Here is a 26,057-nt window from a genome sequence, read left to right as displayed (position 1 = left end):
AAGTATAAAATAAACACAATATTAACAAAAAAATTCACTTTTTTATATGGATAATAAAAATTTAGAAAGCGTTTCATCTTGTGCAAGTCCCAATTTCTTTCTTAAACGATAACGATGTAGCTCCACTCCTCTAAAAGAAATATTCATCATTGGAGCAATTTCTTTGGAGGAAAGATTCATTTTCAGGTAAACACACAGCTTAATATCCTTTGAAGTCAATTGCGGATATTTCTTGGATAAGGCAGTTATAAATTCGTTGTTAATCTGATTGAGATTGGTTTCAAAAACTTCCCACTCATGTTTATTGACAGCATTGATTTTTATTGCTTTTTTGATCTCACTCTTCAGTTTATTGAAATCCGATTCTGTATCAAGGATATTCTGAATATTCTCAATCATCTCGCTTTGCTTGGCTATTGAAAGTGATTTCCCTGCGACTTCTGAAGATTTTGTTTGCAATTCCAATTCCAAAATATGCTTTTCGTACTCCTGAATGTTCAATTCATTTTCGGCTTTCAACTCCATTTCCATAATTTCCTTCTGATGTTTCAATTCCTCTTTTTGCAATTCGAGCTTCTGAATGTATTTCATTTTATTCCACTTATAATAAAGATAAAGGATGAGTCCTATCAAAATCAGATATACAAAAATCATCAAGTTTGAAAAATACCATGCTCTGGCCACTACAAACTGAAAACCGGTTATTCTATTATAATTCAACCCGTCATTACTGTAAATAGTGACATCGTTCGAACCACTATTAAGGTTATTCAAAAGGATTAATCCCTCTTTGACTGGAAAAAAAACTTTGTCCCCATTTATTTTATAAAACAAATCCGGTTTTGACGCACCATAAATTCCTGATATTACATTTATCCTCAGCTCTGAATTATGGTTGATTTTTGAATTATTTTTAACCAAAATATCGTCATTGAAAGCTTCAATCTTAACATTGACATTCTTTTTCCCATCGTATTTAAATTCCATTGAAATAAAACCATCATCCAGATTTAGTAAATAACTGTTTTTATCCCTAAACACTTTCAAGTTTCCATTGATGATTTTTCCTTTATAATATTTCTCCTGAATGCAGTTTTTGATGAATTTAGTCCCTTGAGCACTTATATGATACAAAAGCCCTTCCTGAAGTACCATGAAATGATTTTCATCTATGGCAACAATATCAGAGACATTTTTAAAATTTGTATTAAATAGTTCATTGGGCACCAATTGATTTGCTATGGAATTAAAAGTATACCATGAATTGTCTATTAGAAAGAGAATTTCGTTACGGAATTCAAATATCTTAACCCCAAAGTCATTGTTAATTTTACTGCGTTGGGTCACATTTTCGACTTTGGTGGTCACATAGTCATCATTATAAAGAATACGGTACAAACCTCTGTTATTGTCTGCTGCCCAAATTTCATTTTTCCTGTTTTGTGCAAGATATTTGATTGGTTTTTGTATTCCCGTAATTACCGTTTTTTGCTTTAAATCATTAGAATTATTATAAACAACAACTCCGCTGTAAGTTGCTTGCAGGTACGAATTATTAATACCACTTTTAGTCAAATTCCAGCCTCCGTTAATATTACTCAATTTACTTAACGCATCATTTTTGTAAATGTAGGTTCCTTCGTTGTGGCCAATGAGATACTGATCTTTAATTTTACTAATATTCCAAGCCTGACCTTGTGTATTTTGAATTAATGACAGTTGCTTGTCTTCATACTTAAAAATACCATGATTAGAAGCCATTAAATACCCCTTTGGAGTGCTCGCTACGGAATATACAGACCCTAAAATACCAGAACTGTCATAAAATATTGAAATTGGAGAATTGACTTCGATATGAGTAATTCCGTTATCTAGCCCTAGCCACAAGTCATTTTCACTATCTTGACCAATACTAAGAATTGAGTTGTTCATCAAGACATTATTTCGATTGATATTTTTATATGAACCGTCATTCAAATCGAGAATATAAACACCTTTATTGGCTGTTCCGATAACCAATTTATTGTTTTGGATAAATTGCGCAACATTAATATTGGCAGATTTCAAAATATCATTCAAACTACTCTTCCAGGGACTCAAAACATTGTTCTCAAATACATAAACCCCGCTCTTTTTTGTAAAAAAATAAACCTTATTTTCATGCTTTTGGATGGCGTGAATAACATTATTTTCCAAAAGAGACAATCCATTTACTTTTTCGATTTTTCCGTTAGTCAACCGAAAAATTCCTTTTTCAACTGAAGCGATTAATAATTGATTATCAATAACAAAACAATAGGATATCAAAAAAGGAAATGGCTTTTTCTTTATTGACTTACCGTCAAACACGAAAATACTATTGAAAGACTGAAAATAAATTTTGTTGTTAAACTTAAATATTTTCCATATTTCCTCATTATCTTTTGCATCAAATACTTTTTTCCCTTTTGTAATAGAAACATAATGCATCTTGGCGTTTTTTCGGGACCAATAACCAAATTCCTGATAAGAACCAGAGTAAATTCGGTCTCCATCTACCATTATAGATCGAATAATTGTTTTGTAGGGCAACGTATATTTCTCCCATTTTACGCCGTCATACCTAAGCAAATAGTAATTATTGGCAAAATACATCGCATTGTCATTTCCTTGAACAACATTCCAAATTTGGTTATCACCCTGATAGTTTGATTTGTTATAATTTTCAACAAAAGGAAGTAACTCTTGAGCAAATAATTGCGATGACAAAAAACAGAAAAAAAATATATGAAGTAGTTTCGTTTTCAAAAGAAGAAGATTTTTATCAAATATAATTACATTTCTTCAATAAAATCGACAAAAAAAGCCTCTTATCACAGAGGCTTTTTGATTAAGTTATTTCATTTTTAATTTAATAGCAAATCATAAACCTGATTTGCTATTTCCAATTCTTCATTAGTTGGGATAACCAAAACTTTTGTTTTAGCATCTGCAGTATTGATTTCTCTTATTTCTTTGGAACGAATTTCGTTTTTGGCATCCTCCAATTCAATTCCAAAGAATTCCATATCGGTACAAACCAACTTTCTTATCTCTGCTGAATTTTCTCCAATACCGGCTGTAAAAATAATAGCATCCAAACCGTTTAATGCAGCAGTATAGGAACCGATGTATTTTTTTATTCTATAAGCATTCATAGCCAAAGCCAATTGACAGTCTTTATTTCCTTGGCTTGCCTGAGTTTGAATATCTCTTAAGTCACTATAACCTGTCAAACCAAGCATTCCGCTTTGTTTTTGCAATAAAGTGCTAACTTCGTCTACAGTGTACTTCAATGATTTCATCATATAAAACAACACTGACGCATCTATATCACCACTTCTGGTTCCCATAATCAATCCGCTAATTGGTGTAAAGCCCATTGAGGTATCAATACATTTGCCATCTTTAACAGCAGTAATACTGCAACCATTGCCCAAATGCAAAGTTATTATGTTTTTATACGGCTTATTTACAGATTTTAGATATTGAATTGCTTTTTCTGAAACATATTTATGCGATGTTCCATGAAAGCCATACACCCTAAGTTTATTTTCTGTTAAAAACTGATTCGGTATAGCATATTTATAAGCTTCTTCTGGCATTGTTTGATGAAAAGCTGTATCAAAAACAACTATCTGTTTTGCTTCTACAAAAATTTCTTCAGCAACAATAATTCCCTCTAAATGTGCAGGATTGTGCAAAGGAGCTATTTCACATAATTTTCTTATTTCATCTTTTACTTCCTTAGTTATTAATGTTGTTTCCGAAAAAGAACTTCCTCCATGCACTACTCTGTGTCCAACGGCTTTAATTTCTTCGGTACTTTTTATAACCCCTACTGTATCATCCATCAACAATTGAGAAATCTTTTGCAAACCTATTTTATGATTTGCAATTGGTAATGTTTCTTCAACTTTGACAGCATTGGTCACATAAGTTAAATTTGAAGACTCTAAGCCAATTCTATCCACCATTCCGGAACAAATCACATCGCCTTGAGGCATTTCAATCAATTGGTATTTTATCGAAGAACTCCCCGAGTTTATAACTACTACTTTCATTTTTATTTATTTAATTTGATGAGTACATTGGTAAATACTCATTATTGTTAAAATTCCTGCGCTTGTATTGCTGTGATAACTACTGTGTTTATAATATCATCAATTGTACAACCACGGCTCAAATCATTTACAGGCTTGTTCAAACCTTGTAACATTGGTCCGATTGCCAATGCCCCGGTTTCTCTTTGAACTGCCTTATATGTATTGTTACCTGTATTCAAGTCAGGGAAAATCAATACACTGGCATGACCAGCCACTTCAGAATTTGGCATTTTACTTTGTCCAACTTCTGGATCAACCGCAGCATCATATTGAATTGGTCCTTCAATTTTAAGGTCAGGACGTTTTTGTTTTACAATTTCAGTTGCAGTTCTTACTTTTTCTACCTCATCTCCTTTTCCTGATGTACCAGATGAGTAAGACAACATAGCGATTTTTGGCTCAATTCCGAAAGAAATACTCGAATCAGCAGATGAAATTGCTATTTCTGCAAGTTGTTCTGCAGTTGGGTTCGGATTGATCGCACAATCTCCAAAAACAGAAACACGGTCTTCCAAGCACATGAAAAACACGGAGGATACTACTGACGAATTTGGTTTCGTTTTAATGAACTGTAGCGCTGGTAAAATAGTATGTTGCGTTGTATGCGCAGCTCCCGAAACCATCCCGTCAGCATGTCCTTTGTATACCATCATGGTACCGAAATACGAAACGTCTTCCATTAAATCCCTTGCCATTGCTGGAGTAACATTTTTCGCTTTACGTAACTCATAATAAGTATTTACATAATCGTCATAATGTTCAGATTCTATCGGATTAATGATAGGCACTTTATTAAAGTCAAATTCCAAACCTAATTCGGCTACTTTGCTTTCTATTTGTTTTTTATTTCCAATAATAGAAATATCAACTACATCCATTGCCTGCAAACGAGCGGCAGCAATAATAATCCTTTCGTCATTTCCTTCCGGCAAAACAATATGCTTTCTGTGCGCTTTGGCTCTTTTCACCATATTGTATTGGAACATCTTAGGAGTCATTCCTTCTGCTTTAAAGGCGTTAAACTTATCAATTAACACATCTAAGTCAACGTATTTATCAAAAGTATTGATCGAAGTTTCAATTTTTTGAGTGTTTTGAGCATAAATTTTCGGTTTAATATTACCTATTTCATTGGCAATATGATAAGTGCCTCTTTCTACCGTTATGATTGGCACTACGGACGAAAGCCCTTCTATTAGTTTCAAAATACTATCTTCCGGAACAATATTCCCTGTCAAAACAATCCCTGAAACTGTTGGATAATTAACAGACTCATTTGCCTGCAATGCCCCAAGAATAATATCGGCTCTGTCCCCTGGAACAATAACAAGGGCGTTATCCTTAAGGTGAAGCAAATAGTTACGTAATTGCATAGCACCAATACTATAACTTCCAATTTGATTGTTTAAATACTCTTGACCAAACAATACTTTGGCATCCAATGCTTCAATGATTTCTTGTATCGTAGGATTGTTCAAGCTACCAATTAATGGAATGGAATTGATAAGAACTGATGGCGGCAAGCTTTTTTGCAACGCACTTGATACCAATTCCAAATTCTGAGGTTGTACTTTATTGGCAATAACTGCCAAAACTTCAACTTCTTTTATTTTAAATGAATTATAAGCCAAATTCAAATTATCGACTAATTCATCCAAAGTTTTACCTTCTCCGGATCCCACGATAATGGTTGGAACTCCAAGGTTTTTGGCAATCAAAACATTCATATCAAGTTCGATAACCGTACCTTCTCCTGTAAAACTGGTTCCTTCGACCAAAATAAAGTCAAAACGGTCTTCCAGTTTTTTATATTTTTCAATAATCAAATCAACAACGTCGCCTAGTTTTCCATTGTTTTTTTTCTTGATTAATTTACTTTTTGTTATGGCATAAGCATCTTCATATTTAATATCCAAATCAAAATGTGAAAGTACCATCTCAATATGGGTATCTTTTTTCCCCTCTTCATAATCTTCAATCACAGGCCTGAAATATCCAACCTTTGCAGTTCTTCCCAGTAACATTCTCAATAATCCCAAGGTAATTATTGTTTTACCGCAATTCTCTTCAATAGTTGCAATATAAATAGCTTTTTTCATATTCCTATTTTTTAAAATTTTTATGTTTTCTAAACTTTCATGCAAAATTATACCTTTAATTCCCTTATAAATATGACCAAAATCAGGTTTCATTTGCAAAAATGTAATTTACACACTTAAAAATGTGATTTACACACTTAAATCAAAACCATCTCCGTCTTTTAAAATAAAAAACCATCCCAATTACCACCAAGAACATAAAACCAACTACCAAAAAATAACCATTGCGAAATCTAAGCTCTGGCATATTATCAAAATTCATCCCGTAAACCCCTACAATAAAAGTCAACGGAATGAATATCACCGAGATAACTGTCAGCGTTTTCATAATCTCGTTCATCTTATGGGCCTGGGCTGCAAAAAAGAAATTGGAAGCACTTTCCAAGGCTCCCATATCTGCCTCGATTTGTTCCAGAAGTTCCAGGCATTTTTGATGTAAACGGGTAAAAAAACTAAAATTATCGGGTTCTATTTCATTAAAAACATCGTCTTCTTTAATGCTTTTTATTTCATACAAAGAATCCCGTAGCGGAATAATTGAGCGTTTCAAAAAATTGAAATTATCCCTGTGTTTTTCAATTTTTTCCAAAATAATAGGATCAGCGCTCATTTTTGTAAAATTTATTAACTCCTCTACCTTGTCTTCTTCATTTTCGAGTGTTATATAAAAATTCCCAATAATGGCATCCAATAATACAAACAATAAATAATCTGCCTTCTTATTTCTTACAACCCCCGAATTAGTTCTAATTCGCTCCCGAATGTGCGTAAAAAAATCACTTCTTTTTTCCTGAAACGAAATCAAAATCCCTTTTTTCAACAAAAAACTGATTTGCTCCACCCTAATTTCATCTGAACCTTCGGTTGGTAACATTGATTTTATATTAAAAAACAAAACATCTTTTTCCTCTTCTACTTTGGTCCTTTTGGTTGTATTCAAAATATCGGCCAACATATAATCGGCTATATTGAAATGTCCGGCTATTTTTTTAAGCAAATCAACATCAGTCAATCCGTGAATATTTAACCAATTTTTCTTATTCAAATCAATATGTTTTTCCAAAGACTCAATATGCGCATTCTCATATACATTTACAGAGCAATCGTCATAAACAAACAATTGCATTTCAACCTTTTTGTCTTTGTGTTGTCCCGTATATTCGAATGAATAGGCCTGCACTCGTTTCCCTTTTCTGTATTTGATCTTTCTCATAAAATTATTTGTAAAGTAATATTACAAAAAAATTACAAGACCCTAGCTTTACCTCACAAAAAAACCGAGCCATTTCTGACCCGGTTATTATTATTTAAAATATATTTTACTTTTCAGATATGACAGTATAAGTCAAATTTGTAAAAACGCCGTTAGTGACATTTACAATATCTGGGGTTACAATCGCTGTTTGTAAAACCCCTACTTTTTCACTTTTAAAACTAAATGTTCCTGAAATAGTTTTCTTATCGGTATCAATAGATTTAATTATCAATTCACCACTTACAGGGGAATGTTCTGTATAAGTATTTGCTCCATCTATATAAGTATTTATAAATAAGGCTACATCATCCTCATAAGAATAAGAACGAACAGGCATTCCTTTTGTTGTTGTCAACTCACTTGAGACAGCCAATGCTAACATCTGTTTTCCATCCTGAGCACTAATATCAAAACGTTGTTCTTTTAAAGTTGTTGATTGTATAAGTGATACATTAATGATTTTTGTCCCTACCCAAGGAGTCCCATTAATAGTAGCAGTTATTGAACCTGTCGCACTTTCTGAATCTTCATCTTTACTACATCCAAAAAAAACTAATGACATAACTAATAACCCAATTCCAATGATTTTTTTCATAATAATTCTTTGTTTTATTTTAACAAAAAAAACTATTATTTTTAAAAAAAAAGAAAAATAACACAAAAAAATATGGTATTAAATTCAATCATACAAACAAAAAAACCGAACCATTTCCGGCTCGGTTTACATTATTAAATAAAGATGAATAATTTGTAGATGCATTTGTCAAAACACATCTGCGTTGTAAAGACGCACTGCAGTGCATCTCTACCGTGTGTGTCTCTACCGCACTTCCATACATCTTTACAATGCCACGATACAAATCTTTTCCTTATCACAATCCCATCCAACAAAAAAACCGAGCCAGAAATGGCTCGGTTTTTACTATAATCTAAAAGTCTATTATCTTTTATCTAAAAAAGATTATTTTACTTCTTCGAATTCAACGTCTTCAACATTGTCTCCTTGCGATTGAGCTTGTGGCTCAGCAGCAGCTTGACCTTGTTCTCCTTGAGCATACATTTCTTCAGTAGCTTTTTTCCAAGCAGCGTTAATGTTGTCAAGAGCAGTTTGAATTGCAGGAATGTCTTGAGATTGGTGAGCCATTCTCAATTCAGTTAATGCATACTCGATAGCTACTTTGTTATCATCAGATAATTTAGCTCCAAGCTCTTTCAATTGAGACTCAGTTTGGAAGATCATTCCGTCAGCTTCGTTCAATTTTTCAGCTCTTTCTCTTGCAGCTTTGTCAGCATCAGCGTTAGCTTCAGCGTCTTTTTTCATTCTTTCGATTTCTTCAGCAGTCAATCCAGAAGAAGCTTCGATACGGATATCGTGAGATTTTCCAGTTCCTTTGTCAGTTGCAGAAACTTTGATGATACCATTAGCATCAATATCAAAAGTTACTTCGATTTGAGGAACTCCTCTTGGTGCTGGTGGGATACCGTCTAAGTGGAAACGACCGATAGTTTTGTTATCAGCAGCCATTGCTCTAGCTCCTTGCAATACGTGGATTTCAACAGATGGTTGAGAATCAGCAGCAGTAGAGAAAACTTGAGATTTTTTAGTTGGGATAGTAGTGTTAGCTTCGATAAGAACAGTCATTACACCACCCATAGTTTCGATACCCAAAGACAATGGAGTAACGTCAAGTAACAATACATCTTTTACATCTCCGGAAAGAACTCCACCTTGAATAGCAGCTCCAATAGCAACAACTTCATCAGGGTTAACACCTTTAGATGCTTTTTTACCGAAGAATTTCTCAACTTCGTCAACGATTTTTGGAATACGAGTAGAACCTCCAACCAAGATAACTTCGTCAATGTCAGAAACTGATAAACCAGCATTTTTCAACGCTTTAGCCACAGGAGCCATAGAACGTTTTACTAATGAGTCAGTCAATTGCTCAAATTTAGCTCTTGATAATTTTTTAACTAAGTGTTTTGGTCCAGAAGCAGTAGCAGTTACGTAAGGCAAGTTGATTTCAGTCTCTGCAGAAGAAGACAATTCAATTTTTGCTTTCTCAGCAGCTTCTTTGATACGTTGCAATGACATTGGGTCAAGACGCAAGTCGATACCTTCTTCAGCTTTAAATTCGTCAGCCAACCAGTCAATGATTTCGTGGTCAAAATCATCTCCTCCTAAGTGAGTATCACCGTCAGTTGACAATACTTCAAATACACCGTCACCTAATTCAAGAACAGAGATATCAAAAGTACCTCCACCTAAATCGTAAACAGCAATTTTTTGATCTTTACCTTTTTTATCCAAACCATAAGCCAAAGCAGCAGCAGTTGGTTCGTTGATAATACGCATAACTTTAAGACCAGCAATCTCTCCAGCTTCTTTAGTAGCTTGACGTTGTGCATCGTTAAAGTAAGCAGGAACAGTAATAACCGCTTCAGTAACAGTTTGACCTAAATAGTCCTCAGCAGTTTTTTTCATTTTTTGAAGTGTCATTGCTGACAATTCTTGTGCAGTGTATAAACGACCGTCAATATCCACACGTGGTGTATTGTTGTCACCTTTCACTACAGAATAAGGAACTCTTTTTGCCTCTTCAGTAATTTCGGCAAAAGTGTGTCCCATAAAACGTTTAACAGAAGCAATCGTTTTTGTAGGGTTAGTTACTGCTTGTCTTTTTGCAGGATCCCCCACTTTAATTTCTCCACCTTCAACAAAAGCGATGATAGATGGTGTAGTTCTTTTACCTTCAGCATTAGGGATTACCACAGCTTCGTTACCCTCCATTACAGAAACACAAGAGTTCGTTGTACCTAAATCAATTCCGATTATTTTACCCATTGTTTAATATATTTAATTTTTATTGTGTACTTGTTTAACAACTCGAAGACTCTAAGGCAATGATTATGCCAATATAAAAAACCTAGTAAATTGTCAGTTTTCATAACAATTGTCACAAAACGATATGACAAACTGACATTTCTTCCTCTCCCCGACCCTCTCCACACGAGTGACAGCGAACTGGCGAAGCAAATGAGAGGTAGACTAGGCAAATATACTTTACGTTACCTTATCTATTGCCAATTTTCAGTCTTCTATTTTCTAACTTCCCACTTCTAACTTCTAACTTCTGCCTTCTTTTTAAGGAGCTATTTCCAGCTGTCCGCTGTATCTGTTGTCCCGAACCCCGGGACAACAGGATGCCGCTTCCATCTGGGCTAGGCATTTGTTTTTCATAACAACCAAATCCTTAAAAAAGAGTATTTCACTAAAAATCAATATCTTTAGAGCCTGTTTAAATTTTATTTTTGAAATTTATTATTAGAGGATTTTTGAGTGAAACGAGGCAAATTTTTATAAAATAGCAGAGCTATTGTATAAAAATTTAACGAAGTTGTAGCCAAAAATCGTCATAAGAGAGCCAATAAATAAAACTTAAACAGACTCTTATATACCATTCACACCTATTTATACGCCTTATGAATTGGAAAGCACAGCCCATTACACACAAAAAAGAAAAACGAATAGCCGTTTATTTCGAAAAAAACGCCGATTTAATCGCCCGAATCAAACAACTGGAAGGCGCTCGATGGAGCCAGACTCTAGGCGTTTGGCACTTACCGGATACCGAAGAAAACCGAATCCGGTTCAAAATCCCCTCCTTATCCCACACCGTACCCTCGCCCGAAGGAATAGAAAATATCGAAAAATTCAAACAATGGTTGCGCTCCAAACGCTATAGCGACAGTACCATCAATACTTATAGCGAAGCCTTAAAATCCTTTTTGGTCTTTTACCGAGAAAAAGCCCTAACCGACATCACAAATGACGACGTAATTGTTTTCAATAACAACTACATCCTGAAAAATAACCTTTCAGCATCATACCAACATCAAATTATCAATTCGATAAAATTATTTTTTAAAATCATTAAGAATACTAAAATAGACACTGAAACATTACATCGCCCAAAAAATGCAAAATCACTACCCAATGTTTTAAGCAAAGAAGAAACATTTAGACTAATTCAAATTTAAAACACAGAACATTATTAGCCCTAATCTATTCATCTGGTCTTCGAATTAGCGAAGCAATAAACATGAAAATGACTGACATAGACAGCCAAAGAATGCTAATTCACGTCAAGAATGCAAAAGGAAAAAAAGACCGATACACCCTATTATCAACAAAAGTTTTAAGTTTACTAAGAGAATACTATGCAATTTACAAACCCAAAACTTATTTATTTGAAGGACAATATGGAGGTCAATACAGTAGCCGAAGCGCACAAAACATTTTACAACTAGCCGTCAAAAAAGCAGGAATCACAAAACAAATAAGCCTGCATACGCTTCGCCACAGTTTTGCCACTCACCTATTAGAAAGTGGTACCGATTTGCGCTACATTCAGGATCTATTAGGACATAGCAGTCCTAAAACTACCATGATCTACACACACGTGAGCAGCACCACTTTGAAAAACATCATCAATCCTTTTGACACGTAAGAAATATTCTTATTTTTGTGACTATTATTAAAAAATAATACGCATAAACTAAAACCAAAACTTGCGCATAACATGCCAATTCAACATAAAACCTGTTTAGTTTATGCGCATATAAGATAGTTATGCGGGAGTTATGCCGAAATTACGCAGATGAAAACAATCAGAAAATAAACATTGTTTCCGCAAGTTTACAAAGCAGAAGCGTGAAAATCGGAATCGCTAAAAGAAGTCTGAAATTAGGAATCTGACAATTTACAGACGAAAAACTGAAGTGTGAAAAGCAGAACTTGAAAAGTAAAAGTGTGAAAGTTGGAATCTGCCAACAGAAACCTGAAAAGTTTTTTAGTAGAAAATTAAAACGAAAATTAAAAACAATAAGTTGAAATTGCGAACCGAAAGCAGAAACGTGAAAATTGGAATGTGCCAACAGAAGCGTGAAAGTTTTGTGTGAAAATTGTAATTTCGACAAAATAACCCCCGCATAATCGAGTAGACGGCTCCGCCCCTTATGGAACGGAGTGCGCCTCTCACACCACCGAGCGTACGGGTCACGTACTCGGCGGTTCGCAAAGAGATGGGTTAAGTTCAATGTAAACGTCGGTCAAGGATTGATAGCCACGCTGTTTTAGGCGTTTTAAGGTAATAGTGGTACTCAAAATCGGACTCTGTGCAATTGCCCAACCACCTTTGCGAGTGCGGCTAAAAGCATAAGCGTGACCTTGGTCAACACCAAGCCGAATGAGATTCTTTCTCTTTCGCTCGGGTTTTTTCCAATCATGCCAAATGCAGTAGCGAAGTCGGTTACGCAACCAACCGTCCAAATCACGTAATTTACCCATAATGCTCGTTCCCCGAAAATAGTTTAACCATCCCCGTTGCACTTCTTTTATTTTGGTGATACGTTCCTCGAGCTTGGCTGGTGCGGTTTTGCGGCTAATGTTTTTGAGCTGTTCCTTGAGCTTCTTCCAAGCCTTTTCTGCCACCACCAGTTGATAGTCGTTTTTGCTTCCTTTCCTGTACGTTGGCACAAAACCAAAGCCCAAAATCGTGAAGTTTACCGGGCGTCTAATCCCGCTTTTCTCCTCGTTTATGGTGAGTTGGAGCTTCGTTTTCAGGAATTTGGCAATCACTTTTGCCGTGGCTTTCGCCTGATTTTCAGATTTACAGTAGATACTAAAATCATCGGCATAACGAACGAATTTGAGTTTGCGTCTTGTCATTTCTTTGTCCAATTCATCGAGCAAAATATTAGACAATAACGGACTCAATGGAGAACCTTGCGGAACACCCTTTCTTCGTTTTTGCAGTTTGCCGTTGATTTTTATCGGTACCCGAAGCCATTTTCGTATCAGACGCATCGTGGTTTTGCATTTCACTTTTTGATAGATCAGATTCAGCAGTAAACAATGGTCAACCTCGTCAAAGAAGTTCTTTAAGTCGGTGTCCACGATGTAGTTCAGTCCTTGATGGATGTAATCCCTCGCTTGTCCAACGGCTTGTCGGGAGTTTTTGTTGGGTCTAAATCCAAAACTGTTGTTGCTGAATTCGGGTTCAAATAGCGGTGCGATAACCTTGCGACGTGCTAATGGTTCGGGTTTTCAGTCCGCCCATAAGGGACTTGCACCCTCTGGAAAAATAACACGCTGTAAGATTTGTTTTCTAAATCCAAATTTGTATTTTCGAATTTTTATCAAAGCTTACAGCGTGTGTCCTGCTCATGCAGGGCACACACACTTGCTACAAGAGATTTGTGCATTTGGCTTAATTTAAAAAAGGTCTTGTATTTGGGAAGTTTTGCTTCGCCTGTTCGCTGTCGCTCGGGTGGCAAATCCGAAAATAAGGCTTAATTTAATCCCAAACCTCGCAAAGCACGGGAACGTTAGCGGTCATTGTGAGAGCGACACTCAAAGAACACTGACAACTTAATTTTAATATTTGTAAATATGGACTTTGAACATTACTTAGACAAATTCAAAAAATCTGCTGATAGTCTTGACAAAAGACTTCTAGACCAAAAAAAACTTGAAATTTCTATTGGTATTGTATTGAATTCTGTTTATTTGAAGTTATACAAACGAGAATGGACAAATGATTTAAATAATCCGTTAACTGCGGAGGCAAGAATATTTTTTTCCGTTTGGGTAAATGAAAAGACATTACAAGAAAACAAAGTTTTCTACAATATTCATGCATTAAAACTTAGGAAACTAAATGGTTATTCTATTTTAAGTAGAGAGTTTGCGAATAGTTTCAGAAAACAGTTTAAAACATATCAAAACAATTGGGAAAATGTAAGCGTAAAATTTGGTCCATTGACATTAATGGAAGGGTGGACAGAATTAAAAGAAGAAAATCTTGAAAATATTATTACAAACCTTGCTGACAACTTTATAGAAATTTGTAGCTTAATTGACAATACTCTTAAACCTTTTAAACAAGACAATAGGAAATAAACAACGAACCGCTAACACACGCTATAAAAATTGGGGGCATTGTGGTTAGGCGTTTTCAGCACTTTCTGGTTGGCTTGTCTCGGCGGATACGGGAGTGGCTCCGAAAACCCCAACATTTCATAGCGCAAACCGTTAGCCACAAGTTAACCGAAAAAACGAAGAGAAATAATAAAAAACAACCACAAATATGGCATTTCTAGAAATAAAAAACGATGCTCAAAAAACTCTAATTAATATAAAAGATATCGTATTAGTCCAAGAAGATTTTGACATTGGTTACACTCTAATTCATATTAGAGGATTCGAAGAACCACTAAAAGCCAAAATAGATTTCATTATAATTGCAGACAAAATAACACAAGGTTAAAGTTAAATAAAACGATGAAATACCAAATACCAAATACATATAATTGGTTTGCAAAACTGAATTTAACGAAATTCATTCCTTGGAATTTTGAAACAGAAATTAATCAGAATTCATCAATCAACGAACGATTTAAAATTGAGTGTGAACAAAATCGTGAAGTAATGACTTTTGGGCGTAGACAAGATATGGACACATTTGTAGGGTTTGAAATTAAGGGCGGAAAAGTAACAGAAAATATAATTGTATTTCATCCATCTTTCGGAACAAATGTAAAAGGTTGGAATATAATCGAATCGGAGCATTTAGATTTTTTCGATTTTATGCAAAAAAGAGTTTTACCCGAAATGAAAGAATGGATTACCGAAGATGACGTAAATGACTATATATAAATAACCTGTGGCTAACACTTGCTACAAGAGATTTGGGCAATTGGCTTAATTTGGAAATGGTCCTGTATTTGGGAAGTTTTGCTTCGCCTGTTCGCTGTCGCTCGGGTGGCAAATCCGAAAATAAGGCTTAATTTAACCCCACCCCACCCTTGCAACAAGGGAAAATTAGCGGTCATTGTAAAACGACCACTCACTAATTGACAATTAACAATGAATAAAATAGAAATTACAGAAATCAAGTCTGACCAAATTGAATACTATAAAAAGTTTCTAACTTTTGGGCTAATCAATGACGAAGAAAATTTTCGTATAACACCTAATGACGATTTAAATACATCTTTCCCTACTGAAGACAAATTGGACAGTTTTACACTTGGGGCTTATTCATACAAAGAATTAGTAGGCGTAGTAAGTTTTGCTCGTGACGGTGGAGATAGAGAAAAATTAAGACACAAAGGTATTTTGTTTAGAATGTATGTTTCCAAAAACTTTCGTGGACAAGGAATTGCAAAAAAACTAATTGAAAAATTAATTGAAAGAGTAAAACAAATCCCTGACATTGAACAAATTAATTTGACGGTAATTGCAAATAATGACAATGCAAAAAAACTCTACGAAAAATTTGGCTTTGTAACATATGGCTCTGAAAGCAATGCGATAAAATGGAAAGGGAAATATTTTACTGAAGACCAAATGAAATTGAAACTAAAATAAAGCGAGGAAAAAAATCAACGAACCGCTAACAGTAGTTTGGCAATATGGTGAGATTATGTTTAATTTGAAGATGGTTTTGTACTTGGAAAATTAGTCTTTGACCGAAATATTACGTTTCCTTAATCCGCCACATAGCCAAGAGCCAAAACGTTAGCAAAAAGTTTATCCGAAACGAAAATGAAACGAAAATGAAATCAATAGTCCAACATTTAAGAGAAGAAAAAAACTTAACACAAACTGAACTTGCCCAAAAAAGCGGTATTTCTCTAAGGACAATTCAAAGGATTGAAGCAGGAAATATCCCAAAAGGGTTTACATTAAAAGCTCTTGCAAATGCTTTTCAAACTGAGCCTGAAAAACTTGTACCTTCCAAAAAGATCACAAAAGTTGACAGAGCAAAATTGATTAATTTTTCTAGCTTAATTGGACTTATAATACCTTTTGGCGGAGTTCTATTTCCTTTGATTTTGACATATAAAACAAAAGACACTAAAAATAAGGAATTAGGAAAAAGCATTGTAAGTGTTCAAGTCATTTTAGCAACTGCATTAGCTCTTTCACAAATCATAAGTCCGTTTATTCAAAAAGGATTATCACTACATTTTCCTCTTTTTCTATTGCCCTTATTAATAATTATTTGTCTAAAATTACTCGTGGTTATACTAAACGGCATTAGTTTAAACATTAAAAATGATTTACATAAAAATTTAAAAATCAACTACTTATAAAATCATCAGCAAATTGACGTAAAATTGGCGTATTGTTTTGCCTTCATTTAGTTCCCTAAAATAGACATTTGCAAAAAAAATAATCAAATGAAAATTTTAAAGAAAATCGCGTTAACCTTTTTGGCCTTTTTGGTTTTGGTTGTACTTGGTAGCTATATTTATTTTGACCAAAAATTTACTCCCGAAAAAAACTATTTAATAATAGAAAATGAAAGTGGTTCTATTCCTCTTATGTGGTTGAGTAAAGAAAAAAATGTGTTACTACTTCCCATGCATTTTGATGACGACACTACAACGTATTATTTGCAATTTGACACTGGTTCACCTTATACCGTTTTTTACTCAAAATCAATTAAAAACATCCTTCAAATACAGACAAATGAAGATGTTGCAAAAACATCTTTTTATATCGGAAAAACAAAAATCACTTCCGATAAATTCAAAATTTATAATCTCGGAAATGACACTAAAAATGACTCCTTAAAAATTATTGGGACTATTGGAGCAGACATTTTGGAAGACAGGAAAACACTCATCAATTTTAAAGAAAATTATATTGCTTTAAATCTCTCAAAAGTGCCTACTCAATTTCAAACCAAACTCTTTGATTTTAAATTCAAAAAAAGAAAAATCATTGTTAGCGGTTTATTAAAAGGAAAAGAGGAAAATTTTTTATTTGATTCGGGTACTAGTGCTTATGAATTATTAACCAACAAAGAAGTATGGGAAAACTTGAAATTATATTACTCAAAAATAAACATCGAAAAATCACAATCATGGGATAAAGTTTTAACTGCATATACATCAAACTGTAACCAGAAAATACAGATTTCAAACCACGAAATACCTTTAAATTACGTTACTTATGTAGAGGGATTTTCTCAAGCCCAATACTCAATGATGAAATTTTCTGGAATGACAGGAATGTTGGGAAACAAAATATTTTTAAACAATAGTTTGTACTTTGACTGTACACAAAACAAAATGGGAATAGAATAAGACCTTCTGAGAACCTGTATAGTTATTTCAGGACGATTCACTCACTTTATGTAATTTCTCAAGAGGATTTTGTGTTCTCTTTTTGGATTGATTTTGCTTGGTTTTTCTCGTGTTTTCAAGCACTTTTGAATATAAGTTTCCTTGCTTCTAAATTGCCCAATGCAGGCATTGGAGCTTTGGCTACAACCAAGACATCAATCTGTTGAAACTTTATTATCTTTAATTACAAAATAAAAAAAAATGGATGGAAAAATCAAATATGAATTTTCAGCAAAAACTTGGCAGCATCAAGGTCCAAATGGCTGGTACTTTGTTTCACTTCCAATCGCAATGGCAAAAGAAATAAGAGAAAACCTTAAATGGCAAGAAGAAGGCTGGGGACGATTGAAAGCTGTAGCAAAAATTGGCAATAGTAAATGGGAAACTGCAATATGGTTTGACACTAAACTCAACACCTATTTGCTTCCTCTTAAAGCAGAAATAAGAAAGAAGGAAAAAATCCAAAAAGGCGATGACATTACAACTACTATTTGGGTTTAAAAATAAAATCGACCATCATCTCCAAACTTGTAAAAAAACGGTCAGCAATAGTAGTTTTACCTTAACAAACTGAACTTGATTAATAATTGTCTGCAAATATTTCGCCCCTCAGGAGCTATAGCAGGCTCTAAGCAGTTCCCAAAATTAGAACAAATAAGAAAACCATTAAGATATCCAGTCAAAAGACTAAATATTTTAATGGTTCCCGATAAAATTCTAAACCATTAACGCTTTATAAAACCTATTTTAAATCTTTAGGAAATAAGCTTGAAACCTACAAAGAATAGCATGATTGCAATCGCGTTTCTAAGCATCAAATCAGGCATTTTCCCACTTAACATACTTCCCATATAGATTCCCGGAAGCGAGCCCATCAATAACTGACCAAGTAAAGCCAAATCTAAATTCCCCATTGAAGCATGACCCAATCCGGCAACAAGCGTTAAAGGAATTGCATGTGCAATCTCGGTTCCAACCAATTTTGGCGTTGGTAAAAGCGGGTATAAGAAAAACAAAGTAACTGTTCCTAGTGCCCCAGCACCTATCGAAGTCAGCGTCACAGTAGCACCTAAAAGCACTCCAATTGCTACTGTCAACACATTCTGCGTTTTACTCTCTCTATGAAATTTGTCGCCAGCATGTTTTTCAGAAAAAACCATTATTTTCTTTTTGAATAAAATAGCCACAGAAGTAAAAACCAATGCCCAACCCAAACTGTATTTTATCATATGATTTAAAGCTTCTGTATCGACTTTCAAACTATGAAGTATCCACAAAGTCAATAAAGCTGCTGGTACGCTGCCTAAAGAAAGCCAACCGGTTATCTTCCAGTTAATATTTTTCTTTTTATTATGAACAAAAATACCGCCGGTTTTAGTCACCGCAGCATATAATAAATCGGTACCAACTGCTGTTGTCGGAGGAATATTAAACCATAATAAAATCGGAGTCATCAATGAACCTCCACCTACACCAGTCATTCCTACCACAAATCCTACTACTAATCCTGCAATTACTAAACCTATCTGAAAATCCATAAAATAACTTAATTTTTTTTGCCGACAAAAGTAAACAAAACATCTTATATTATAGTAATCTTATAGGATTAATGTTTTATTTTTAATTCAACGATGCACATCGATAATCAGTAAAGAATCTTCGAAAATTATTCTTGAAGGGCAAATTATTATCAAAATCAATATTATTTTGGTCTAAAATCATAAAAAAAGATTTTTACTAACCAAACAATAAATATTCGGCAATTACCCTATAGGCAAAATAGATTATAAAAATCGATTAAAAATTTAAAAATAAGTAAGAAAATAAAACAAAAACATTTAGATTTTTTTCTTTAAAAGAATTGCAAGCATCTATATTCTTTATCTAAAGAAAAAATGTCATAATCAAAAAACTAAGTCCTTTTTGTAACTTTGCCTTTTTGAAACGCTACAAAATGAACATCAAACTTATCGCGATTGGCAAAACAGACAATAAATCATTACAAACCCTGATTGATGATTACACCAAACGATTGTCTTTTTATATCAAGTTTGATTTGGAAATAATTCCTGATATCAAAAACGTAAAAAACTTATCTGAAAGTCAGCAAAAAGAAAAAGAAGGAGAGCTTATATTATCCAAACTCACTCCAACCGATCAGCTTATTTTATTGGACGAAAACGGAAAAACCTTTTCCAGTGTAGGTTTTTCGGCAGAATTACAAAAAAAAATGAATTCGGGTATAAAAACATTGGTTTTCGTCATTGGAGGGCCTTACGGTTTTTCAGATACCGTTTATGCTAAAGCAAACGGAAAAATCTCCCTTTCTCTTATGACCTTTTCGCACCAAATGGTTCGCTTGTTTTTTATTGAGCAATTGTATCGCGCTTTCACCATTTTGAGAAATGAACCTTATCATCATCAATAAAATTTGCTAAAAGAATTCTATTTCGCTTTTATTAATTTCCGGTTTCAAAATTAAGCATCAGTTTAAAACTCTGAGATTATCAGTTTCCTGATTACCACAAAACAACAACTCGTTAAAAACCAATATTTTACATATAAAAATCTCATTAATTGAAAATAAAAACGTAAATTTAATGTGTTTTTATTAAATCTTAATAAAATTTAATAATTATAGTTTTCAACCTTTTTTCCTAACTCAAAAACGTATAATTATGAAATCTGTTTTAAATTTTTCAGCGATTTTATTATTGTTTTTTATTGGAAATTCATGTTCCAGTAGTGACGATAATTCTACACCAAGCGCACCCTCGCCTGTTATTTCAACTTTTACTGCAACTTTAGGACCTCCCACTGGTGTTACATCAACAGCTTCAGGAAGTGCTACGCTCAAATTGAACGAAACTGCTAAAACTTATGAAATCACAGTAAACTACACAGGACTAACACCTATTCATGGCCATATCCATAGTGCAGACGGAGCAGTTCAACTTCCATTTCCCGATGCAACCGTTGCAAGCTCACCATTTACCTATTCTGCAGCCATAAATGATACGCAAATAACCCAACTTATGGCTGGAACAGATTATGTTAACTTACATACAACTGCTTATCCTGCAGGGGAAATAAGCGGTGTACTTACCAAAACAGGTACTACTGGAGGTGGTACAGGCGGCGGTGGTGGTGGATACTAACATCTCAACCTATCAAAAAAACCTTTCTAATCTGAAGAATAGAAAGGTTTTTTTAATTTTAAAAAAAGACAGAACTAATAAATAAATTCTTCAATTACTGCTTTTTTCGTCATTATACTATCAATAAATATTTTATTCTGAAGATAAACGCCATAACTAGAGTTCTTATCAAAACAACACCTAATTTCAAGGGATTGAACATTAATCTCATCAATCTTTTTCTTCAAATCATTTTTGGAAACCAATTCATTATTGATTTTGATTGTTCCGTCTTTAGCAAAAAAAACAATTATACCTGTTTTAGGTTTTTCCAGTTTATAAAACACATTTGTAAAAGGAATAAAGGCCAGATTTTTGCCAATAGTATCAGCATACGAATAAAAGTTCTGAGCCAACTCATTTTTATGTGCACTGTCGCCACGCTTTTTTTCCTGCAATTTTATTACTTCAGGAATTACCAATTTTAAAGGTAATCTTTTGTCAATATTCAAAACCCAGTTTGTGGTACTGATGCTGTTTTTTCTATTTACTTCAGCCAAAGTATCTTTGCCATTCGTTCTGAAAAAAATGTAAATCGGCGATAAATCCACAATATCTTTTACGATCGTTCTATCAGACTTTGGCAATAAAATATCTTCTTTATTTCCGCAGGAAACGCAAATCAACAATACGATCCCAAATATATATTTTATCATTTTTGATTCAATTTATTAAACAAATGAACACATTCCACAGCTTCTTTCACATCGTGAACACGAAGTATTTTTGCTCCTTTTGTCAAAGCAATTGCATTCAAAAACGTAGTTCCATTCAAAGCCATTTCAGCGCTTACCCCCAATGCTTTATGAATCATAGATTTTCTTGAAATCCCAACCAATAAAGGCAATTCAAGCATTTGAAACAATTCCATTTTATTCATAAGAAAGTAATTTTGATCCAATGTTTTGGCAAAACCAAATCCAGGATCCACAATCAAATCGTTAATACCGTGAGCCCTGGCAACAGCAATTCGTTCCGAAAAATAAAAAAGCATTTCTTTAATTATATCTTCGTACTGCGTGAATTCCTGCATGGTTTGCGGTGTTCCTTTCATGTGCATCATAATGTAGGGAACTTGAAATTTCGCAACGGTTTCCAGCATTTTGTCATCTAGTTTCCCCGCAGAAATATCATTAATAATTGCTGCACCGTTTTCGATACAAACCTTTGCAACTCCCGCCCTGAAAGTATCTATAGACAATATAATTCCCGGAAAATGTTTTTGAAGCAAATTCACAACAGGAATTATCCTTGAAATCTCCTCTTCCTCCGAAACAAACTCAGCATTGGGTTTGCTTGAATAGGCTCCAACATCAATAAAATCGGCTCCTTCATCGAGCATCTTCCCTACTCTTTCCAGAAGTTCCTCTTCATTTTTATACTTACCTCCATCAAAAAATGAGTTGGGAGTAATATTTAAAATCCCCATCACTTTTGGCTCAGACAAGTCGATAAGCTGTCCTTTACAATTTATAGTCATTTCAATTTGGTTTTAGAAACTTTATGTTCTGCATTCAAAAAAATTATTCTTATTTTTGATGCAATTTTTATACAAATATACACCAATAATGAGGAATACTTCACAAGAATTTGACAAGGTGATTGCCATTTGCCGCACGCTTTTTATCAATAAAATGAAAGATTATGGTAGTGCTTGGCGCATTTTGAGACTTCCTTCCCTAACCGACCAAATTTTCATAAAAGCGCAAAGAATCAGAAGCCTACAGGAAAATCAAATCCGTAAAATCGATGAAGACGAAACTGGAGAATTCATCGGAATCATCAATTATTCGATTATGGCTTTGATCCAATTGGATTTGGGCGTGGTGGATCAACCCGATTTAGAAACCGAAAGAGCAACCCAATTATATGATGCAAAAGTAGCCTTGACCAAAGAATTGATGGAAAACAAAAACCACGATTATGGAGAGGCTTGGCGTGACATGCGTGTGAGTTCGCTCACCGATTTGATTTTACAAAAACTGCTTCGCGTCAAACAAATTGAAGATAATAAAGGAAAAACTATTGTTTCCGAAGGAATTGACGCTAATTATCAGGATATGATTAATTACTCGGTTTTTGCGTTGATTTTGATGAACAAAAAATAAATTTCACGAAGCTTTATAGAAACTTTCAAAAAAACTCCCCAAAAAAAATGAAAAACATTATCACACAATTCTCCCGAATTTTCGTCGGAATCCTGTTTATAATTTCAGGATTGATTAAATTAAACGACCCTGTAGGCTTCTCCTATAAATTGGCCGAATATTTCAGCGAACCGGTGTTTAATATGCCAATTTTCGTTCCTTACGCTTTGGCGATAGCCTTATTTATAGTAATCCTGGAAGTTTTTTTAGGTGTGATGCTGCTCATTGGTTTCAAATCCAAATTGACTATTTGGCTTTTGTTACTTTTAATCATAAAGTTCACATTCCTGACTTTCTATTCGGCATATTTTGATGTGGTAAAAGATTGCGGATGCTTTGGTGATGCATTACACCTTACGCCTTGGCAATCCTTCACTAAAGATGTAGTCCTATTGTTCTTTATCTTAATTCTGTTTGTCAACATGAAATTGGTAAAACCTATATTCAGCGATAAAGTTCAAAATAGCCTTGCATTATTGTCTGTTGCTTTGTGTGCATTTATGGGATATTGGGTTATCAATCACTTACCATTAAAAGATTTCCGACCTTACAAAGTTGGAAATAACATACAGAAAGGAATGGAGATTCCTGAAGGCGCTCCAAAATCAGTGGTAGAAATGACTTTCATCTACAAAGTAAATGGTGTTGACAAAGAATTTACAGAAAAAGACTTATCCAACATTCCAGCCGGAGCTACTTTTGTGGATCGAAAAGACAAAGTAATCTCTGAAGGTTACGTTCCTCCCATCCATGATTTTGTAATGGAAAAAGACGGATCTGATTATAAAGAAGAGCTTTTACAAGAGCCTAAATTACTAATGATTGTTGCTTATGATTTGGCTCTTGCCAATGCTGATGGTCTTGCCAAAATGGAGCAAATCAGTAAGGCCGCTTCCGCAAAAGGGTATAAAACAATCGCAATGACTGGTTCAACCCCAGATGAGATTGCAAAAATCAAAAAACAATACGGTATCACTTTTGGTTTTTATTTCTGTGATGCTACTTCGTTAAAAACTATTGAAAGAGCTAACCCAAGTTTTGTAATCCTTGAAAAAGGAACCATAAAACAAAAAGTGCATTACAACGATACTGATGATTTAGTTTTTTAATTTCAATTTATTTCAATAGTAAAATCAGCCTTGTAAGGATATTATTTTCTTGCAAGGTTTTTTTTATTTGTAAGAAATCAAATTCCAAAAAAAATATCAACTATAACGATATTGTGATTGACTTCAACCATTTTCACATCAAAATTCCAAAATCTGTTCGTCTATTTTAGAATTCTTTAGTTAACTTTGTGAAAATTTAATTTTAAATGAAAAAAATAGCCGTTTTAATTATTGCTTTAATAACATTTTCTTGCTCACAAGCACAGAAAACCGAATTCTCCAAAAAGGCACTTTCCGAAACTTTATTAGCTATGGACGGAAATCAGGTTAAATTTAAAGACATCCTGAAAAATCAAAAAGGTAAAACTACAATTATAGAATTTTGGGCTTCCTGGTGTGGTGACTGCGTAAAAGCAATGCCAAAACTAAAAGAACTTCAAGCCAACAATCCTAATGTTTCGTACGTGTTTATGTCAATGGACAAAACAGCGGACAAATGGAAAGCTGGTATTGAAAAACACCAACTAAACGGTTTACATTTTATGGCAAATGATGGTATGAAAGGCGTTTTTGGAACTGCTGTTGACTTAGATTGGATTCCAAGATACATCATTATCGACAAAACGGGAAAAATAGTGGTTTACCGTGCTATTGAAACAGATTTTGATAAAATCGACGCAACTTTAAAAGAGTTGCAGCAAAACCTTTAATTTAAAAAAAACATAAATACTACAAAAAAATGAGAAAGAAGATTGTTGCAGGAAACTGGAAAATGCATAAAAATGCAGCACAAACAAAAGATTTATTAAACGAGTTATTGACTCAAATTCCAGCTGAAACTGCCGCACAAGTAATTGTTGCCCCAACATTTGTAAACCTGGCTTCAGCAGTAGAAAACTTAACACATTCTAATATATCAGTTGCTGCACAAAACTTGCACCAAGCAGAAAGCGGTGCTTTTACAGGTGAAATATCTGCCGATATGCTTAAAAGCGTAGGTGTGAATACCGTAATTTTAGGACACTCTGAAAGAAGAGCAATTTTTCACGAAACTGATGCTTTAATTGCAAGCAAAGTAGATACTGCATTAAAACATGATATGACTGTAATTTTCTGTTTTGGTGAAGAATTAAAAGATCGTCAATCAGGAAATCATTTCAACGTTGTTGAAAACCAATTGAAAGATGGTTTATTCCACATTCAAGCTAAAGACTGGGAAAAAATCGTTTTGGCTTATGAACCAGTTTGGGCTATCGGAACTGGAGAAACTGCTTCTCCTGAACAAGCACAAGAAATGCATGAGTTCATCAGAGAAACTGTTCGTAAAGCATTCAACAGCGATATTGCTGAAGATCTTACTATCCTTTACGGAGGAAGTGTTAAACCAGACAATGCCAAAGAAATTTTCTCTAAACCAGATGTAGATGGTGGTCTTATTGGTGGTGCTGCTTTAAATGCAAAAGATTTCATTACTATTGTAACATCTATCTAAAAAATAGAAAAGGTTTCAAGCTTAACCTTTTTTAAATATACCTTAAACCTGTTCATTAATTTGAGCAGGTTTTTTTTATTTCTAAACTGAAACTCGTCTATTATATCATTCATACGCACAAATAATACTATTTTTTTGGAGCAAGAACATTAGCATTTATAGGAAACATTGCTCCTGCTGTCTACTGTATCTGCGGCCCCAAACCCCGGGGCCACAGGATGCCGCTCCCATCAGGGCTAAAAATCAACATTTTAACTTTAAAACAAAAGTTTGGCACCATTATTGAAAAGACTTTGAATATATAAAAAGTTTTGAAGACTCCGACCCAGTAATACCTAATGCTATTGGCATTTGAAAAGGGAAATTATTACTCGGTCTTACTTCGAAAACTAAAAAAGTATTGTAACTATTTTTTGCAGAAATATATTCGAAAG

25 protein-coding genes are annotated in these 26,057 nt (G+C 34.1%); 15 read left to right on the top strand and 10 right to left on the bottom strand.

Annotated elements, in window-relative coordinates:
* Positions 1–42 precede the first annotated feature (42 nt).
* The 6 genes from OZP12_RS09340 to dnaK form a co-directional block, all read right to left on the bottom strand.
* A complete protein-coding gene (locus OZP12_RS09340; RefSeq protein ID WP_281228821.1) occupies positions 43–2,787 on the bottom strand; it encodes a helix-turn-helix and ligand-binding sensor domain-containing protein in 2,745 nt (914 codons plus the stop codon).
* Between the two features lie 98 nt (positions 2,788–2,885).
* On the bottom strand, positions 2,886–4,082 hold the full coding sequence (locus OZP12_RS09335) for an acetate/propionate family kinase (RefSeq protein ID WP_281228820.1): 1,197 nt from the start codon (positions 4,080–4,082) through the stop codon (positions 2,886–2,888).
* A gap of 47 nt (positions 4,083–4,129) precedes the next feature.
* Positions 4,130–6,223 (bottom strand): phosphate acetyltransferase, encoded by a 2,094-nt coding sequence (pta, locus tag OZP12_RS09330; RefSeq protein ID WP_281228819.1) that lies wholly within the window; start codon positions 6,221–6,223, stop codon positions 4,130–4,132.
* A 142-nt stretch (positions 6,224–6,365) separates the two neighbouring features.
* Complete coding sequence (gene corA, locus OZP12_RS09325; protein ID WP_281228818.1) at positions 6,366–7,436, bottom strand: magnesium/cobalt transporter CorA; 1,071 nt, start codon at positions 7,434–7,436, stop codon at positions 6,366–6,368.
* A gap of 106 nt (positions 7,437–7,542) precedes the next feature.
* Positions 7,543–8,073 (bottom strand): DUF6252 domain-containing protein, encoded by a 531-nt coding sequence (locus OZP12_RS09320; RefSeq protein ID WP_281228817.1) that lies wholly within the window; start codon positions 8,071–8,073, stop codon positions 7,543–7,545.
* Between the two features lie 366 nt (positions 8,074–8,439).
* On the bottom strand, positions 8,440–10,323 hold the full coding sequence (gene dnaK / locus OZP12_RS09315; RefSeq protein WP_281228816.1) for a molecular chaperone DnaK: 1,884 nt from the start codon (positions 10,321–10,323) through the stop codon (positions 8,440–8,442).
* Positions 10,324–10,961: 638 nt separating this feature from the next.
* Between dnaK and OZP12_RS09310 the strand changes: the two genes are divergently transcribed.
* Both OZP12_RS09310 and OZP12_RS09305 read left to right on the top strand, forming a co-directional pair.
* Positions 10,962–11,519, top strand: coding sequence for a site-specific integrase (locus tag OZP12_RS09310; RefSeq protein WP_281228815.1), 558 nt, complete (start codon positions 10,962–10,964; stop codon positions 11,517–11,519).
* Between the two features lie 23 nt (positions 11,520–11,542).
* Positions 11,543–11,989, top strand: a complete 447-nt coding sequence (locus tag OZP12_RS09305; protein ID WP_349293576.1) for a tyrosine-type recombinase/integrase — start codon at positions 11,543–11,545, stop codon at positions 11,987–11,989.
* 548 nt (positions 11,990–12,537) lie between these two features.
* Here OZP12_RS09305 and OZP12_RS09300 read toward each other — a convergent pair.
* Positions 12,538–13,557, bottom strand: coding sequence for a reverse transcriptase domain-containing protein (locus OZP12_RS09300; RefSeq protein ID WP_281229046.1), 1,020 nt, complete (start codon positions 13,555–13,557; stop codon positions 12,538–12,540).
* Positions 13,558–13,932: 375 nt separating this feature from the next.
* Here OZP12_RS09300 and OZP12_RS09295 point away from each other — a divergent pair, with 375 nt between their 5' ends.
* The 7 genes from OZP12_RS09295 to OZP12_RS09265 all read left to right on the top strand — a co-directional run bounded on the left by OZP12_RS09295 (position 13,933) and on the right by OZP12_RS09265 (position 18,179).
* Positions 13,933–14,442: a hypothetical protein gene (locus tag OZP12_RS09295; RefSeq protein ID WP_281228814.1), complete on the top strand. Its 510-nt coding sequence runs from the start codon at positions 13,933–13,935 to the stop codon at positions 14,440–14,442.
* A 187-nt stretch (positions 14,443–14,629) separates the two neighbouring features.
* The gene (locus tag OZP12_RS09290) at positions 14,630–14,809 is read left to right on the top strand and encodes a hypothetical protein (RefSeq protein ID WP_281228813.1); all 180 of its coding nucleotides are present in this window, start codon (positions 14,630–14,632) and stop codon (positions 14,807–14,809) included.
* 14 nt (positions 14,810–14,823) lie between these two features.
* Positions 14,824–15,198, top strand: coding sequence for a hypothetical protein (locus tag OZP12_RS09285; protein WP_281228812.1), 375 nt, complete (start codon positions 14,824–14,826; stop codon positions 15,196–15,198).
* A gap of 210 nt (positions 15,199–15,408) precedes the next feature.
* Positions 15,409–15,912 (top strand): GNAT family N-acetyltransferase, encoded by a 504-nt coding sequence (locus tag OZP12_RS09280; protein WP_281228811.1) that lies wholly within the window; start codon positions 15,409–15,411, stop codon positions 15,910–15,912.
* Positions 15,913–16,100: 188 nt separating this feature from the next.
* Entirely contained in the window at positions 16,101–16,640 is a 540-nt protein-coding gene (locus OZP12_RS09275) for a helix-turn-helix domain-containing protein (RefSeq protein WP_281228810.1), read from the top strand.
* 87 nt (positions 16,641–16,727) lie between these two features.
* Complete coding sequence (locus OZP12_RS09270; RefSeq protein ID WP_281228809.1) at positions 16,728–17,639, top strand: hypothetical protein; 912 nt, start codon at positions 16,728–16,730, stop codon at positions 17,637–17,639.
* Positions 17,640–17,879: 240 nt separating this feature from the next.
* Positions 17,880–18,179 carry a DUF1905 domain-containing protein gene (locus OZP12_RS09265; protein WP_281228808.1) on the top strand — a complete coding sequence of 100 codons (300 nt, stop codon included), beginning with the start codon at positions 17,880–17,882 and terminating at the stop codon, positions 18,177–18,179.
* Positions 18,180–18,433: 254 nt separating this feature from the next.
* On the opposite strand, the gene OZP12_RS09260 is transcribed toward OZP12_RS09265, so the two are convergent.
* On the bottom strand, positions 18,434–19,216 hold the full coding sequence (locus tag OZP12_RS09260) for a sulfite exporter TauE/SafE family protein (RefSeq protein ID WP_281228807.1): 783 nt from the start codon (positions 19,214–19,216) through the stop codon (positions 18,434–18,436).
* A 416-nt stretch (positions 19,217–19,632) separates the two neighbouring features.
* Here OZP12_RS09260 and rlmH point away from each other — a divergent pair, with 416 nt between their 5' ends.
* Positions 19,633–20,106 carry a 23S rRNA (pseudouridine(1915)-N(3))-methyltransferase RlmH gene (gene rlmH, locus OZP12_RS09255; protein WP_281228806.1) on the top strand — a complete coding sequence of 158 codons (474 nt, stop codon included), beginning with the start codon at positions 19,633–19,635 and terminating at the stop codon, positions 20,104–20,106.
* Between the two features lie 250 nt (positions 20,107–20,356).
* On the top strand, positions 20,357–20,836 hold the full coding sequence (locus OZP12_RS09250; RefSeq protein ID WP_281228805.1) for a CHRD domain-containing protein: 480 nt from the start codon (positions 20,357–20,359) through the stop codon (positions 20,834–20,836).
* A gap of 74 nt (positions 20,837–20,910) precedes the next feature.
* On the opposite strand, the gene OZP12_RS09245 is transcribed toward OZP12_RS09250, so the two are convergent.
* Positions 20,911–21,531 carry a hypothetical protein gene (locus OZP12_RS09245; protein WP_281228804.1) on the bottom strand — a complete coding sequence of 207 codons (621 nt, stop codon included), beginning with the start codon at positions 21,529–21,531 and terminating at the stop codon, positions 20,911–20,913.
* Positions 21,528–22,355, bottom strand: coding sequence for a dihydropteroate synthase (folP, locus tag OZP12_RS09240; protein ID WP_281228803.1), 828 nt, complete (start codon positions 22,353–22,355; stop codon positions 21,528–21,530). The genes OZP12_RS09245 and folP overlap by 4 nt, the downstream gene beginning before the upstream one ends.
* An 88-nt stretch (positions 22,356–22,443) precedes the next feature.
* Between folP and OZP12_RS09235 the strand changes: the two genes are divergently transcribed.
* The 4 genes from OZP12_RS09235 (at position 22,444) to tpiA (ending at position 25,623) form a co-directional block, all read left to right on the top strand.
* Entirely contained in the window at positions 22,444–22,983 is a 540-nt protein-coding gene (locus OZP12_RS09235; protein ID WP_281228802.1) for a DUF1599 domain-containing protein, read from the top strand.
* Positions 22,984–23,030: 47 nt separating this feature from the next.
* Positions 23,031–24,131: a BT_3928 family protein gene (locus OZP12_RS09230; protein WP_281228801.1), complete on the top strand. Its 1,101-nt coding sequence runs from the start codon at positions 23,031–23,033 to the stop codon at positions 24,129–24,131.
* A gap of 206 nt (positions 24,132–24,337) precedes the next feature.
* On the top strand, positions 24,338–24,841 hold the full coding sequence (locus OZP12_RS09225; RefSeq protein WP_281228800.1) for a TlpA family protein disulfide reductase: 504 nt from the start codon (positions 24,338–24,340) through the stop codon (positions 24,839–24,841).
* A 29-nt stretch (positions 24,842–24,870) separates the two neighbouring features.
* On the top strand, positions 24,871–25,623 hold the full coding sequence (gene tpiA / locus OZP12_RS09220) for a triose-phosphate isomerase (protein ID WP_281228799.1): 753 nt from the start codon (positions 24,871–24,873) through the stop codon (positions 25,621–25,623).
* Positions 25,624–26,057 lie beyond the last annotated feature (434 nt).

Source organism: Flavobacterium aquiphilum (genome assembly GCF_027111335.1).
Lineage (GTDB): Bacteria > Bacteroidota > Bacteroidia > Flavobacteriales > Flavobacteriaceae > Flavobacterium > Flavobacterium aquiphilum.
Note: the sequence above shows the minus strand (reverse complement) of the source record. Positions and strands in the feature narration are given on the sequence as shown.